This is a genomic window from Novosphingobium profundi, from assembly GCF_018491765.1.
In the GTDB taxonomy this organism is placed as follows: Bacteria; Pseudomonadota; Alphaproteobacteria; order Sphingomonadales; family Sphingomonadaceae; genus Novosphingobium; species Novosphingobium profundi.
Genome location: NZ_JABWCU010000009.1, coordinates 258,343 through 271,308, shown reverse-complemented (window position 1 = coordinate 271,308; position 12,966 = coordinate 258,343). Strand labels below are relative to the sequence as shown.

The window sequence follows — 12,966 nt, the reverse complement described above, 5'->3', positions numbered from 1 at the left end:
AGGGCCATTCTGTCGTCGGTCATCGTCTTCTTCTCCAGGTTCGAGTTCGCATCCGAACCCTACCAGAAGATCGACGGTGGCCACCCTCTCAGGGAAACCTTCCTACACCACCCCGTGGGACACGACCGTGAGCTAGGCTTGGTTACCTGCCAAGATTACGACATTTATCAGAAGCAATTGATGCAATGGGGCCTGCGTGAGAGTGAATTGGCTCAAATGAGACTCGTCGCGATCGAAGAACGTGCCTCCGATCTCAACGATGTAATTGAGACCCATGAGATCCATTTCTAAGGTTCCGCTGAGAGTCTTGCTCGCCAGCCTTCTTGGAGGCGCTGGGATCATCGCCACTGTGGCTTGCAACGATCAGGCGGCTTTTGAAGCGCCGAGCCAGCGCGATCCATCGCCTGCTAGCGACCACATGCGCCTCGCAGCATTGAGGCGAGCTGTTGAAGCGAATGGCTTTGTTCGGGCCAAGGAACTGGCCATTCCAGTGGACAGCAGAGCCCGGGATGTCGGCAAACTCATATTCGCCTCACCACTGATGAGCATTAATGGCAACATAAGCTGCCAAAGCTGTCACTTGGACGAGTTCGGGAGTACCGACGGCCTGCCGGTCGCCGTTGGCGTGGGCGCAGAAGGTATTGGGGCCACAAGGTTGGCAAGCGGCGGGCAAATCGTGCCGCGCAACGTCCTCCCCTTTTGGGGGCGGGGCAGCAAGGGCTTCGACACATTTTTTTGGGACGGTAAGGTCGGTGTCGATCGTGGGCAACTCGTGAGCCAGTTCGGCACGGACGCACCTTCCAATGACCCCTTTGTTGTCGCGGTACACTTGCCCTCTGTTGAATTGCGAGAGATGGTGGATGACACTCCGCAGGTCGAGGCAACCCTCGTTGACGAAAGCGTGAATTCTGCAAACTTGCTCCAGAGTAAGTTAGCTCAGCGATTTGCGCAGGATCCCGTAATAGGGCCGCGCCTTGCAAAAGCATTTGGCACGGGCACTGATGCGCTTACCTTCAACCAGGTTGCTACATCCCTAGGAGCGTTCATTCGCGACGAGTTTAAGATCCGGCCTACAAAACTCGAGCACTTCGTTTTTGATTCCGGACCTCTAACAAAAAGTGAGCTGGCCGGTGGAATTCTCTTCTACGGAAGAGGTAAGTGTGTGGCCTGCCATGGTGGCCCTTACTTTTCAGATATGCAGTTCCATGCAGTGGCGTTCCCGCAGATGGCATTCGGAAAGAATGGGTTTGGGATTGATTACGGCAGGTACAATGTGACTTTTGACCCGGAAGATCGTTTCAAATTTAGAACACCGCCGTTGTTCAACGTGAGCAAGACTGCTCCTTATTCGCATTCAGGCTCTGTCGCTACAATACACGATGCAATTGTTGCCCATTTTGACCCGCTGAGGCTTATGGATGCTCGCAAAATGACGGTTAGGCAGCGAGCAGACATTTATGCGAGGCTTGGGCCGGCTTCGCGGGAACCGCTTCCATCACCGTTGACTGACGAAGAAATTGGAGACTTGGTTTCCTTTTTGACGACACTGAATTTTTGATCGAATGTTGGTTGGCGAAGGGACTGACGTGAGCTGACGTGGCCCTATCAAATTACTCCAAACTGCCGTTGGCAGCGCCACTAAGTTTAGTGCCAGCCCTCAAATTGCGGACGGTCTGCACTTGGGGATCGGAAATCGACGCCTGAACGGCGACAAAGGGTCGGCTGCGATGGGCAGGGCGTGGGACTTTGCGGCCATTCTTGCTTGCGCCGCCTGAACGTCGGCTTGCGAAAGAAGCCGGCGTTCCCGCATTACTCGCAGCTTATTCCTCAGTCGAGCAAGTCTGGTCGAACGCCTGGCGACGGGTTGGGAAGCCGATAGGTAACCACGGCAAATGATCCAACGTGCCGACAGCTCAACTTCTCGTCCGATATAGGCCAGCACGAATTGGTGGATTATTCAAATGGGATGACGAACCGCGGGCTTTCGTAAAGCGGTGATCGGTAGATTGGCAGGGTGCAGCCGCTATCTTGCAACTTGGCCTTCAACGCTGCCAGATCAACATCGTCCAAACGGGGATCAAGCACTGCCTCTTCGAAAACAAGATTTGCATCCAGCGGATATCGGAATACTCCGCCTGAGCTGCGTTTTATCTCGATGTCCTGAAATAGCAGCCTAACCTCGGCTTCGTGCTTGAACGCGGTGCGCTTAATACACAGGAGATCGGCGAAGCGGTCTCCTTGACCGCCTATCGCTACATCGGCAAAAGTCAGCCTGCTCATCAGCCTACGGATGTCGGCTTCCGCCAGGTAATCCACTTTGCCGACGAAGAATTGGAGATAGGGTGCCGACGAACCCACCGCCTTCAGGTTGGTGAAAAGCTTCCGAATCGTGGTGCGAACCTTAACGCCAACGCTAGCCTTCGGGTTTGGGCTATAAATGCGCCACATGGCGTCGGTGTCCTCATGCAGCGACCAGCATTGACCATGCCAGTCGCCCGCGAGGTTGCTGAGGGGGATGGTTGATCCGCTGACACCATCCATCACTTCCGTCCGATCCAGAAAAAAATCCTCGAATGGATCGTCCCATTTGGTCGGGTTGACGACTGCGTCGTTCTTGCTGGCGAGCAGAGCGATAAACCGGTCAATAGCGTAAATCCGATAGACCGGCTGGTCTAAGTCGCCATCTTCCAGCCTAATCAAATTGCGCTCGTTCGTATCGGCCATCGCCAACCTTTCCAGGATATGTAATCAACATAGAGTGGTTCAGCGCCACTCAGATAACAGTCTACGTGGCGAGGCTCTAGCCGATCGGATAAAGCGATGCACTCGGGTATCTGCTAAATTGCGCGAACACTGGCTGTGGCGAGAACTTTCCGTTCGCCTCCTGCGACGAGAATGGCATCAAGGGCCGCCATTTTTCTCGTTTGCACTGCCTTTCCCGCGACTAAATGGCAGCGCTTGGAATCGCCACCCACGCATATGAACTGCAACGTTTGGGCGCGTTGGCGACGGCCTGCTTCTCGAGCCGTAAATGGCGGCTTCCGTCGCAGGCTGCCGTTCGGAGGTCTACGTGGGAGCGACCGACAGTGGTCGCGACCTGCCGGAACCGGACGGTCTGCACCTAGGGACCGAGATTTGACCGCTGAGCTTCTCCTAAGGGTCGGGTTGATGATCGTTGCTATGTTGCCGGCTTTCAGTTCAGGGTAAGCGCCTGACGCCGTTATCCTGGAACGGTGTGAAGGCGAAGTTCAAGTCCGCGAGATGGAGCTAAACACCGGTGACATCCGACCCCAAGCTTCGCGGCTCAATTCACCGCTCTTACAGGGCGTTTCGTCGAAAATGGCTAATTTGGGGGTATGATTGGGGGTGGCGTGCAGGGCGGTTTCTCGCCGTTTTTGCATAATTTCAGGAGGATGAGCGAACTGGGCCAATCCCTCCTCCGCTACCACCTACAAACCCCGGTTTTTCCGGGGTTTTTTATCGCCTATTCTCGGGTGAAGGTTGGACGCTCGAAGGGCGTTTGGGGGCTTGTTTGGGAGAATGGCGCTTTTCGAGCTTTCGAATGGCGGCCTGTCCAAGGGCCTTATCTCGGCACACGAAATGGGCATCAAGGATGCTCCCGACTTCCATCAGCTTGGGGCCGGTGATGGTCGCGATGGCGGCGCAAGCTAAAGCAGCGAGCGCCTATCCATTCGGATCGAGGCTCGTAGTTCACCAGCATGGACTGGGCGATCTTCATCCGAGCTCACAATCTTGAGCATCCAATGAGCCGGCGCGGCAACTGCCAAGGTAACGCGGTAGCCGAGAACTTCTTTTCCTCGCTCAAGCGTAAACGCATCCGGCGCGGGACCTACAAAACGCGCGAGGAAGCCCGGCAGGACGTGTTCGACTACATCGAGATCTTCTACGACCCTGTGCGCAAGCAGGTCAGGAACGGGACGCTGTAACCCAAGCAGTTCGAAAAGCAGCGGATTTTGAAAGCGGAGCGCGTCCAGAAAACTAGGGACGTTTCAGGGTCACGTGATCTCCTGCGAGCTTCTTGGTCGTCAGGAAGGCTTGCTACAGGGGTTACTCAGTTAAGTCTGCGCGCCAATGAGGACGAAGCACATGGTTGTGGGCTTGTCCGACTTGTTTCGCCAGGCGTGTCGGGTTCCGCGCTGGATCGCAACGTCCCCTTGCGCCAGATGGCGCGTTTCGCCGTCATCGAGTTCCAGCCAGATCTCATTCTCGAGGACGATGTCGTAATCGAGGCTCGCCGTGCGATGCATCCCGGGATCCTCACTCTCGAAACAGCGCGAAAGCGAGTTGAGGTGGAAAGCCTGCTCCTTGTCCAGCACCGCCGCGTCGAAGCGCGGATCGGCAAAAACGGAATCGGGCGGAAAGCGGACGAACATCAGCCGGGTCTCGCCTGGGCCGGGAAGGACCTCGCATCCGGGGCGGGCCGCTTCGGCCAGGTCCCCCGGCTCGATCGTGGGGACCGCCGCCGTTGTCCACGCGACCGAGGTCATGAAACCCGGCCAGCCCAGATAGTGGTGGCAATTGGGCATCTCGCCGTCGCTGAGGAACACCGACTTGCCTTCGCGCACGCCGGTCACGACCCGGCGTGGCGCCGATCTTGCGGTGTTCATCGCGGGGTGACCATGTAGCTGGTGAAGCCGCCGTCTCCCTGGCCCACGCCGTTGATCGCCGCGTTGATCTCGTCGAGCGGGTGCTTGCGGTGCTCGAACGCGGTCACGTCGACGAGGCGGGTCCGCATCATCTCGACCATTTCATAGCCTTCTGCGGTGGTGAACCAGACCGATCCTTCAAGGGTGATCTGATCATCCATCAACCACTTGATGTCGAACGTGATATCGCCGGCCGTTCCGCCGATGTTGACGATCCGCCCGCCTCGGCGCACCGAGCGCATGGCATCGACCATGACCTCGAGCGAAGCCACAGCACCCAGCGTATCGAGCATGTAGTCGACGCCTTGCCCGTCGGTCTGAGACAGGACCCAGGGGCGGATTTCGCCGTCGAGTGTCGAGAATGCCGCGATGCGCGTCGGGTCGAGCTGGCGCACGCGCTCGAGCAGCTCGCGGTTGCGCGCGGTCACGAGGATCCGGGTGGCTCCCATGGCGCGCGCGAAGAGGACCGCTCCGAGCCCCAGGGTGCCGGTTCCGCCGTTGATCAGGACCGAGTGGCCAGCCATGTGGCCGGCCTTCTTCAGCGCCGAATAAGCCGTTCCCAGGTAGCCTAGCCGCGAGGCATCCTCGAATGAGACGTTGTCGGGCAGCTTCACCAGGGAGTAGGCCGGAGCGAGCATGTATTCGCCGAAGCCGCCGTGGGGATACTGCTGGTAGAGAACCTGCGAATTTTCCTGGAATCCGAAGTAGCCGTTGAACGTCATGTAGTTGCACTGCGTCCGCTTGCCGTCGAGGCAGGCGGGGCAGGTTCCGCAGCTGCGCACCGGGCTGACGTAGACGCGGTCTCCCGGGCGAATTCCGATCACGTTTTCGCCGACTTCGCGAACCACCCCGGCCGGATCGAGCCCGAAAATCGCCGGCAGTTTGGGCTGGGGCAGGTGAGGGCACCATTCGGGCCAGTTCCTGAGCACGTTGCCGAGGTTGGGGACCATGCCGCAGGTCGCCACCTCGACAACCACATTGCTTCCGCTTGCGACGGGCTTTGGCACCTCGTCGATCTGCATGGCTCCGCCCACTGCGTGCATGCGAGCCGCGCGCATCATGTCGCCCATGACGTCTCCTTCTCCCTTTCGAGCCGCTTTATCGACCCCGTTGTCATTTCAGATACCGAATGGTATTTGATTGTCAACAGAACACGAAAGAACCGGTGAGAGGATACTATGACCAAGATTTCGTTCCGCCTCGTGGGGGCGGCCCAGGGCTTCAACTGGCTGCCGGTTTTCGTGGCCATCGAGCATGGCTACTTCGACGAGGGTGGGCTCGACGTCGAACTTCACAAGCTGGGCGGGGTGGACAAGGCGACGGCGGCGGTCCTGAACGAGGAGGCCGAACTGGCGATCACGCCACCGGAGGGCGCCATCCAGAACTACCTGGAAGGTGGCAACCTGCGGATGATCGCGTCCAATTCGAACCGCCTGCCCATGTCACTCGTTGCCCGCCCCGAGATCAGGTCCATCCGCGATCTGGCCGGCAAGACGATCGGCACGTCCTCGCTGACCGAGGGCACCGCCATCTACACCCAGATGATGCTGGCCAGCGAGGGGCTGAGCTATCCCCAGGACTATGGCTTTGCCTTGGCAGGAATCCACATTTCCCGTTGGGAAGCCTTGCAGAATGGGGAAATCGATGCGGCGCCCCAACCGGCCCCCTGGAACTTCATGGCGCAGGACGCGGGTTACAACCTGATCGGGGAGATTCCTGAATATATCCCCGAAGTCGTCTTCGCGGGCATCCTGGGGAACAAGCCGTGGCTGGATGCCAATCCGGGGATCATCGCGCCGTTCCTTGCCGCGCTCGACAGGGCGCACGATTACGTCAACGACCCGCAAAACGAGGATGATTGCGCCTGCATCTTCCAGACGATCACGACCCGGGACAATGCCGCGCTAGCCCGGCGCGGGTTCCTGTACATGCGCGACATGGGCATGTGGCCGCGCCATATGGCCGTGCCGAACACCGCGCTTGATACCTCGATCGACCTGATGATCCGGGCGAACCTCCTCGACCCCGCCCACCGCGAAGAGGCCAGGGGTGTCTTCGATGCCCATTATCTGGAGGACGCACTGCGATGATCGCGGGGGTGAGCGCCCAGGACCTGCTGCGTATCCTGTGCGGTGTCTGGCTCCTTCCGCACGCGCTGCTCAAGATTCGCAACGCGGCTCTGGCGCGCAAGACCTTCGAGCAGGTCGGCCTCAAACCGGGCATCGTGTTTCTCGCACTGACCGTTGCGCTCGAATTCGCCGCCGCCGCAGGGTTGATTTTGAACCTGTTTCCGCACATTGCGGCAGGAGCGGCCGTGTTCGTCCTGATGGGGGCGAGCTACGCCGTTCTCAAGATGCATGGTCCTGCTTGGCGGTGGAACAAGAGTGGCCCCGAATACATGGTTTTCTGGTCGATCGCCTGCATCCTTGCCGTTTTATAGGATAAGCGCTTGCCCGCATTGACCCGCGAAGAAAGCCAGGCCCGTACGCGCCGCCTCCTGCTGGAAAAGGGGCCGGAAGTCGTGGCCCGTGAAGGATACGAGGCGGCCTCTATCGACAAGATCGCCAAGGCTGCGGGCTTCAGCAAGGGCGCGTTCTATTCGAATTTCTCCAGCAAGGAAGAGTTCTTCCTCGAGCTGCTGGAGCGCCATGCCGGTCAGGACGTGGAGGAGATCACGGCTTTGCTCGAGGGTGTCGCCGAGCCCCGAGAGATCATCGATCGAATGGCGAACTGGTCGAAGGGGCGGGCAACGGACCCGATCTGGGGCCTCCTGGCCATCGAGATATTTCGCAGGGCCCGGCGCGACGCGACTTATGGCGAGCGCCACGCTGGGCTCTTTCGCCGGCAATGGTCTGACGTGGGGAACCTGTTGATGCCGATCGCGTCCAATTGGTCCGACCCGCAACCCGAATTGCTCGGCGCGATGGTTCTCGAACTGACTTATGGTGCTGCGTCCGGCTTCGACAGCCCCCAAGGGCCGCAGGTCGGCGACCTCGTGCGCCTGGCGCTCGAAGCTTTTCATTCGGCGCACGGGGCCGACTGAGACGGGCACGTTTTTCGGGTTCATGTGCTTTGGAGGCGTTGGCGCTCAAGGCACGGTCGGTGGACGGTGTGCTGCGATCACGGCGCGCTTGTCGCCAGTGCCTTGGCCACGCCGGGCCGTGCCTCCATCCTCTCCACCCATTCGAGCACGCGCGGGCATGTGGCGCTGCTGCCGATCTGCGGAAACATCCGCGCCAATCCGCCGCCGCAATAGGCGTAGAAATTGATGTCGGCAAAACTGAAGAATTCGCCCAGGAGCCAAGGTCCCTGTTCCAGCGCCTGTTCGACCCGCGCCACCGCCTCGGCTACTTTCGCCGTGCAATCGTCGAGCTTCTCCTGCGCGAATCCTGCGCGTGCCTGGCGCCACTTGATCCGCTGCTTTTCCAGGGGAACGCGCGCCATCAGAATGTCGAATTCCTCGTCCGAGTAGCCTCGCGCGATCTGGCCTGCCCCGGTGTGCCAACCGTGGACCGACACGGCTTCCATGACCACATCGTCAATATACTTGTTCCATTGCCGCATGCGTGCCGCCTCGAGGGGGGCGCTCGGTCGCAGCGGCGGGCTATGCGGAAAAGCGTCCTCGAGATATTCGTTGATGACGCTGGTCTGCGTGATGACGTGTCCTTCATGGACGAGCGCGGGCACCTGACCTTCGGGATTGATCTCCAGATATTCCGGCGAATGTTGCTCGAAGGCATGGAGGTCGATCCAATGGCTCCGGAAGGGAATCTCCTTCTCATGGAGCGCCATGAGGACCTTTCCGCCATTGGCGACGGGCACGTAGTGATAGAGTTCGATCATCGCGATTACCCCCAGCGCGCGTGTTCGGGGCCGGGCAGGAACGCCATCGTCTGGTCGGCGAGAACGGATGCAACCGCTGCGCGCCCGGCAACCTGTTCGAACCATCGCGCGGCTCGCGCACCGGGGGCGAAATCCACGCCGAGGCTGGCCTCGAACACAGGCTTGGCAAGGACGAAGGCGGCGATGTCGGACAGCGTGAAACGCGTGCCCAGCAGCCACGGTCCGCCGCTGGTGTCCAATTCGCTTTCGATCCGTTCGAGGAACAGGCCTATCTTGCGCTGCGATTCGTCGCGTAGGTGCGGGCTGATCGGACCGGCCAGCGCCGCGGCCCAGGCGTCCCGGCGTTCGCGCGGGAGCGACGTGGCCCGAAGCATGTCCGGCTCTTCGCGTGTCGTTGCGGGGGCATCGGCAAAGCGCCGTGACACGCCCAGCGAGGCGATGGCGGGGGCCACGCGCTCGCCCAGGAAGCGGGCGAGAGCTTGCAAGCGCCATTGGCCGTAGGCGTCGTCGGGCCGGAGCGCCGGCTCGGGGCAGGCATCGTCGAGATATTCGAGAATGAAGTGGCTGTCGCACAGCGTGGCATCCCCATCCACCAGAAGGGGGAATTCGCCCTCCAGCGTATTGCCCGGCTCCAGCGTCGCGGTGAAGCCTTCCAGTGCCTGTGCCAGCGCGCGCCAGTCATGGTGTTCGACCTCGAAGGGCAGTCCCTTCTCCGCAAGGGTCAGGGCCACCGACAGGGCCTGCGGAGTCCAGTCCGCGATATGCAGCGTTTTCATGCCTTCTCTCCCCATTGTCCGCTCAGGCAAATTCCCGGTTCGCCTCGGCGTCGATGTCTATGCCCATGCTGCCCCGCGAAAGCGCCCAGATCGTCTTGATCGAGGGGCGTTGGTACATGCGCCTGAGCCATTCCATCGTCCTTGGCGTGCGCACCGGATCGACCGAGGGCAGCTTCATCGTCTCGGCCATGTGGGGCAGGATGTAGACGAGGTTGAACGCGTTGATGTCGGCCAGGCTGAAGGTGTTGCCCACGATCCAGTCGTGCCCTTCCAGGTTGGCCTCGAACAGCGCCGAGGCCTCCATGACGCGGCGCCGGCTCTCGGCCAGTTCCTCTTCGCTGAACAGGCCGTAGATCGCCTTGCGCCAGGCGATCCGCCGCTCTTCCAGGGGAATGGCATCGATCCGGGCCTTCAACTCCTCGGGGTCCTTGTCGCGCACGCGCGGGCCGGTGAACAAGTCCCAGGCAACCATGCTCGCGCAGGGCGCGTAGTACTGGTCGCAGTACTTCATCCACCAACGCATTTTCCAGCGTTCGGCCGGGTCGGACGGGCGCAGCGAGGGCCCCTCGAAACGCGCATCGACATATTCCATGATTGCGGTGGATTCGTTGAGCAGGTGCCCCTCGTGCGTCATCGCCGGGATCGTCCCCATCGGATTGATCGCGAGATACTCGGGCTTGTGCTGGTCGAATTCGAGCATGTCGATGTAGACACTCGTGAATTCGACTCCCTTTTCCGCCAGTGCCAGCATCGGCTTGCCGGAATTGGCGTTGGGCTCCCAGTGGTAGAGTACGGGTTTCTCAGTCATCTTCATTCATACCAATAGCTGATGGTGCGCATTTCGACGCTTGCCCGGGCGGGGGCGTCGGCGGGGGCCGTCGGATCCTCGAACGCGGTGTGCGGTACGAACCAGGGCCGCGTGGGATCGGAATCGTAGCGCTTGAAGACCAGTGCCTCGTTCACCGACATGTCGGGCCAGTAGAACCAGCGATGCGCGGGATTGAACGCAAAGAGCATGGCCTCGAAGGTCCAGATGACTTCGCCGGCCGCGTTGTCGAATGCCGCTTCTGCGCCGATGATGTCCGTCGGCGCGACCGAGCGGAAGTCGCACAGCGCGAGCGGCAGATCCTGCGGCGGAGGGCTGAAGGTACGCCAGATATTGTGGTGCACCGTTCGCGCGATCGTCCGCTCGGGGTGCGGGTTGCACTGCTCGGTGAAGGATTGCGTGCCTGACTTGTAGGTGTCCGAATGGACGAGCCGGGCCACCTGGGCCCCGCTGGAGCGATCGCGCGCGGAGGCCTTCTCGCCGAAGCGCAGCGCAGGCGGACCGGACAGGACAGTCGCGTCAGCGTTCGACAGGCCGGCGATGAAGGCGATCACTTCGGCGAAATAGGTTCGCTCCAGCTCCGCGCTGTCCCGAAAGTCGCGGACCCTGGTTGGCATGTCGGCCAGCATGAAGCCCTCCCGCTCGAGGCTTGGCGCGTCGGTGAGGCTTCGCGCATTGGAGATCGCGACCTGGTGCGCATCGTGTGCGAAAGTGTCGAGGTCGTGGTTGATCGCATGGAAGCGGTTGGTCGCGCCGCTGTCGACGGCATAGTTGAGCCGGGCCTGGACCTGGCGCACTGGGCTCATTGTCTCTGTGGCGTTCATGCCTTCGCTCCCGCCGAGGGGGCATCGAAGAACGCCATGCCCCGAAATTCGATGCTCTCGCGCTCGGTGGGCTGGTCATCGGCGGTATTACGGAAGGCCGAGTGGGCGCAGCGCCAGGCGCGTGAATGGTCCGAATCGTGGAATTTCAGCAGCAGCGCGTCCTGCGGCGTCATGCGTGAGAAGTACCACCAGCGATGCGCGGGATTGTGGTCGAAGATATAGGCCGCGGGAAATGCATCCTCCCCCTCGATCGGATCGAACCAGGTCTCCTTGGGCGGGATCTCGTCGCACCAGACTAGAACGTTGCGCTTCCCTTCGTCCGGGGCCAGCGAGCGGAAATCGCATAAGGCCAGTGGCCAGTCGTGCGCGGGCGGTGTCAGCGGGCGCCAGAAGCTGAAGGCGACGAAGCGTTCATAGGGAGGGGCATCGGGGTGATGCTCGGCATAGAGACTCTTGGCATAGGCCTGCGCGGCGCGGCTTTCGAAGTCGACGTGCGCCTCGCTTGCAACCGGCTTCATGGCCTTCTCGACGCTGTTTCCAGCCGTGCGCAGGGCATGACCCAGATTGACCATGCGATCGGCTCCAAGGATCCGGCGCACGATCTCCAACTGCACCGGTTCGTAGTCTGCGGCGATCCGTTCGGGATCGTTCCAGGCGGTGAAGGTGTTGGGACTGTGGACGAACATGAAGCCGTGCACGTCCAGTTGGAACTGGTCCTCCAGCCCGCTGCCGTCCTGCATGTGGACCGGACATTCGATGTATTCACTGGTGTTGACGTCTTCGTGCGGTGCACAGAACCGCCGGTTGATCTTCGAGGACCTGTGCAAATAGCCGATCTTGGCGTCGATTGTACGCGCCCGGGCCAGAGCGGTGGCGTTCACGGCAGTTCTCCCATTTATTCGTTACCTGGAGACTAGCCATGCGATGAGGGCGGCGGAATTAGGGGAGCGCCAGCGAAGTATCAGGTTTGAACCTTACACATGCGCAGCTGGTGTGGTCTGGTTGAAGGCGTCGAGCATCATCCTCACCGTGCGATCGGTGCGATAGGCTCCGCGCACGGTACAACGGATCTGCATGGGGGGAATCCGGCGCGCGAAGGCCAGCGGCGCGAGCTTGCCTTGCTTCACCGCCTCGCTGTTCCAGTCGGCGAAGAGGCAGGCGAAACTGTCGGCCTCCATCAGGTGGTCTGCGATCAGGTGGTGATCGTCGGTGGTCAGCGCCGCCGGAGGATCCTTCATCCCCAGGCTTGCGAACATCGACGCGATTTCGCCGCGCAGATGGGTGCGCGAGGGCAGGTAGACGAAGGGCACCTTTTCCAACTCCTCCGGCTCGACGTGGGCACGTTCGGCGAGAGGGTGCTGGGCGCCCACGAACAGGGCCATCGGCTCTTCCCAGGCCACGAAGCTCTCGAGTTCAGGAACCGGATCGACCGAGAGAAAGTATCCGATCTCGATCTCGCCTTGCGCCAGCCCCGATACGATTTCGGCGTAGGAACGCCGTTCGAGCGAGATGTCGACGTCGGGGTGTTCGCGGATGAAGCGGGCGACCTTGCGCGCGAAGCTCTCGGCAATGAAGCCATGCGCTCCGATGCGGATGCGCCGACGCAGGCGGTCTATCGGCACGCGGTCGAACGTCGCCAGCATGTCCACGGTCGAGGACAGGATGCTGCGGGCCTGCCTGAAGACGCGTTCGCCCATGTGCGTGAGCGGCGAGGCGCTACCCCGGCGACGCTCGAACAAGGTGCAACCAAGCTGCCATTCGAGCGCACGGACATGCTCGCTGACCGACACCGGGGTAATCGATAGCTGCTCTGCGGCGGCGCGAAAGCTGCCCGCCTCCGCGACCCTTACGAAGACTTCGAGCTGGCGAAAGGTAATCGGTATCACGGTGTCGGCCCTCTCTCTCCCGGGTGCGCGTGTGCACCTCTCGTTCCAGCCCGAGCCTTCCGCCTTCCTCGCGCGGGCGCGGCGGGCGGGCTTGATCGGCGGGCCGTTTTGCGATCCTCTCCGATTGGTATACTGATCAGTCTC

The 12,966-nt window shown here is 61.1% G+C and carries 14 protein-coding genes and 1 pseudogene; 6 read left to right on the top strand and 9 right to left on the bottom strand.

Translation table 11 applies throughout. The annotated features are described in order from the left end of the window. Together HT136_RS12450 and HT136_RS12445 are read left to right on the top strand one after the other, a co-directional pair. On the top strand, nucleotides 1-291 hold a 291-nt coding region (locus HT136_RS12450), incomplete at its 5' end, for a TIGR03982 family His-Xaa-Ser system protein (RefSeq protein ID WP_214200081.1). A 16-nt stretch (nucleotides 292-307) separates the two neighbouring features. Beyond that, nucleotides 308-1,558, top strand: a complete 1,251-nt coding sequence (locus HT136_RS12445) for a His-Xaa-Ser system-associated MauG-like protein (protein ID WP_214200080.1) — start codon at nucleotides 308-310, stop codon at nucleotides 1,556-1,558. 395 nt (nucleotides 1,559-1,953) lie between these two features. Here HT136_RS12445 and HT136_RS12440 read toward each other — a convergent pair whose 3' ends face one another. Next, nucleotides 1,954-2,724, bottom strand: coding sequence for a hypothetical protein (locus tag HT136_RS12440; RefSeq protein WP_214200079.1), 771 nt, complete (start codon nucleotides 2,722-2,724; stop codon nucleotides 1,954-1,956). A 932-nt stretch (nucleotides 2,725-3,656) separates the two neighbouring features. Between HT136_RS12440 and HT136_RS12435 the strand changes: the two are divergent. Further along, nucleotides 3,657-3,947: pseudogene (locus HT136_RS12435) on the top strand (IS3 family transposase); the annotation flags it as partial. A gap of 129 nt (nucleotides 3,948-4,076) precedes the next feature. On the opposite strand, the gene HT136_RS12430 reads toward HT136_RS12435, so the two are convergent. Next, nucleotides 4,077-4,628, bottom strand: a complete 552-nt coding sequence (locus tag HT136_RS12430; protein ID WP_214200078.1) for a cupin domain-containing protein — start codon at nucleotides 4,626-4,628, stop codon at nucleotides 4,077-4,079. Next, nucleotides 4,625-5,737, bottom strand: coding sequence for an alcohol dehydrogenase catalytic domain-containing protein (locus HT136_RS12425; protein WP_246543646.1), 1,113 nt, complete (start codon nucleotides 5,735-5,737; stop codon nucleotides 4,625-4,627). The genes HT136_RS12430 and HT136_RS12425 overlap by 4 nt, the downstream gene beginning before the upstream one ends. Before the next feature lie 108 nt (nucleotides 5,738-5,845). Here HT136_RS12425 and HT136_RS12420 point away from each other — a divergent pair, with 108 nt between their 5' ends. From HT136_RS12420 to HT136_RS12410, 3 genes are read left to right on the top strand one after another with little or no spacing between them, the layout of a single operon-like run. Then, complete coding sequence (locus HT136_RS12420) at nucleotides 5,846-6,757, top strand: ABC transporter substrate-binding protein (protein WP_214200077.1); 912 nt, start codon at nucleotides 5,846-5,848, stop codon at nucleotides 6,755-6,757. Beyond that, nucleotides 6,754-7,107 carry a DoxX family protein gene (locus HT136_RS12415; RefSeq protein WP_214200076.1) on the top strand — a complete coding sequence of 118 codons (354 nt, stop codon included), beginning with the start codon at nucleotides 6,754-6,756 and terminating at the stop codon, nucleotides 7,105-7,107. Before HT136_RS12420 ends, HT136_RS12415 begins: the two co-directional genes overlap by 4 nt. Before the next feature lie 9 nt (nucleotides 7,108-7,116). Further along, a complete protein-coding gene (locus HT136_RS12410) occupies nucleotides 7,117-7,710 on the top strand; it encodes a TetR/AcrR family transcriptional regulator (RefSeq protein WP_214200075.1) in 594 nt (197 codons plus the stop codon). 77 nt (nucleotides 7,711-7,787) lie between these two features. Here the strand turns inward: HT136_RS12410 and HT136_RS12405 are convergent, their stop codons facing one another. The 6 genes from HT136_RS12405 to HT136_RS12380 form a co-directional block, all read right to left on the bottom strand. After that, nucleotides 7,788-8,510 carry a glutathione S-transferase family protein gene (locus tag HT136_RS12405; protein ID WP_214200074.1) on the bottom strand — a complete coding sequence of 241 codons (723 nt, stop codon included), beginning with the start codon at nucleotides 8,508-8,510 and terminating at the stop codon, nucleotides 7,788-7,790. Nucleotides 8,511-8,515: 5 nt separating this feature from the next. Then, the gene (locus tag HT136_RS12400; RefSeq protein ID WP_214200073.1) at nucleotides 8,516-9,286 is read right to left on the bottom strand and encodes a glutathione S-transferase family protein; all 771 of its coding nucleotides are present in this window, start codon (nucleotides 9,284-9,286) and stop codon (nucleotides 8,516-8,518) included. 22 nt (nucleotides 9,287-9,308) lie between these two features. After that, on the bottom strand, nucleotides 9,309-10,094 hold the full coding sequence (locus tag HT136_RS12395; RefSeq protein WP_214200072.1) for a glutathione S-transferase family protein: 786 nt from the start codon (nucleotides 10,092-10,094) through the stop codon (nucleotides 9,309-9,311). A 2-nt stretch (nucleotides 10,095-10,096) separates the two neighbouring features. Further along, nucleotides 10,097-10,936, bottom strand: coding sequence for a CmcJ/NvfI family oxidoreductase (locus tag HT136_RS12390; RefSeq protein ID WP_214200071.1), 840 nt, complete (start codon nucleotides 10,934-10,936; stop codon nucleotides 10,097-10,099). Then, the gene (locus HT136_RS12385; protein ID WP_214200070.1) at nucleotides 10,933-11,817 is read right to left on the bottom strand and encodes a CmcJ/NvfI family oxidoreductase; all 885 of its coding nucleotides are present in this window, start codon (nucleotides 11,815-11,817) and stop codon (nucleotides 10,933-10,935) included. The genes HT136_RS12390 and HT136_RS12385 overlap by 4 nt, the downstream gene beginning before the upstream one ends. Before the next feature lie 93 nt (nucleotides 11,818-11,910). Further along, nucleotides 11,911-12,822: a LysR family transcriptional regulator gene (locus HT136_RS12380; protein WP_214200069.1), complete on the bottom strand. Its 912-nt coding sequence runs from the start codon at nucleotides 12,820-12,822 to the stop codon at nucleotides 11,911-11,913. Nucleotides 12,823-12,966: the final 144 nt, after the last annotated feature.

Excerpts from the sequence above, each read along its gene's own strand:
- HT136_RS12395 (WP_214200072.1), bottom strand. The coding sequence starts at position 10,094 with ATGACTGAGAAACCCGTACTCTACCACTGGGAGCCCAACGCCAATTCC.
- HT136_RS12440 (WP_214200079.1), bottom strand. The coding sequence starts at position 2,724 with ATGGCCGATACGAACGAGCGCAATTTGATTAGGCTGGAAGATGGCGAC.
- HT136_RS12390 (WP_214200071.1), bottom strand. The coding sequence starts at position 10,936 with ATGAACGCCACAGAGACAATGAGCCCAGTGCGCCAGGTCCAGGCCCGG.
- HT136_RS12405 (WP_214200074.1), bottom strand. The coding sequence starts at position 8,510 with ATGATCGAACTCTATCACTACGTGCCCGTCGCCAATGGCGGAAAGGTC.
- HT136_RS12425 (WP_246543646.1), bottom strand. The coding sequence starts at position 5,737 with ATGGGCGACATGATGCGCGCGGCTCGCATGCACGCAGTGGGCGGAGCC.
- HT136_RS12430 (WP_214200078.1), bottom strand. The coding sequence starts at position 4,628 with ATGAACACCGCAAGATCGGCGCCACGCCGGGTCGTGACCGGCGTGCGC.
- HT136_RS12400 (WP_214200073.1), bottom strand. The coding sequence starts at position 9,286 with ATGAAAACGCTGCATATCGCGGACTGGACTCCGCAGGCCCTGTCGGTG.
- HT136_RS12415 (WP_214200076.1), top strand. The coding sequence starts at position 6,754 with ATGATCGCGGGGGTGAGCGCCCAGGACCTGCTGCGTATCCTGTGCGGT.
- HT136_RS12420 (WP_214200077.1), top strand. The coding sequence starts at position 5,846 with ATGACCAAGATTTCGTTCCGCCTCGTGGGGGCGGCCCAGGGCTTCAAC.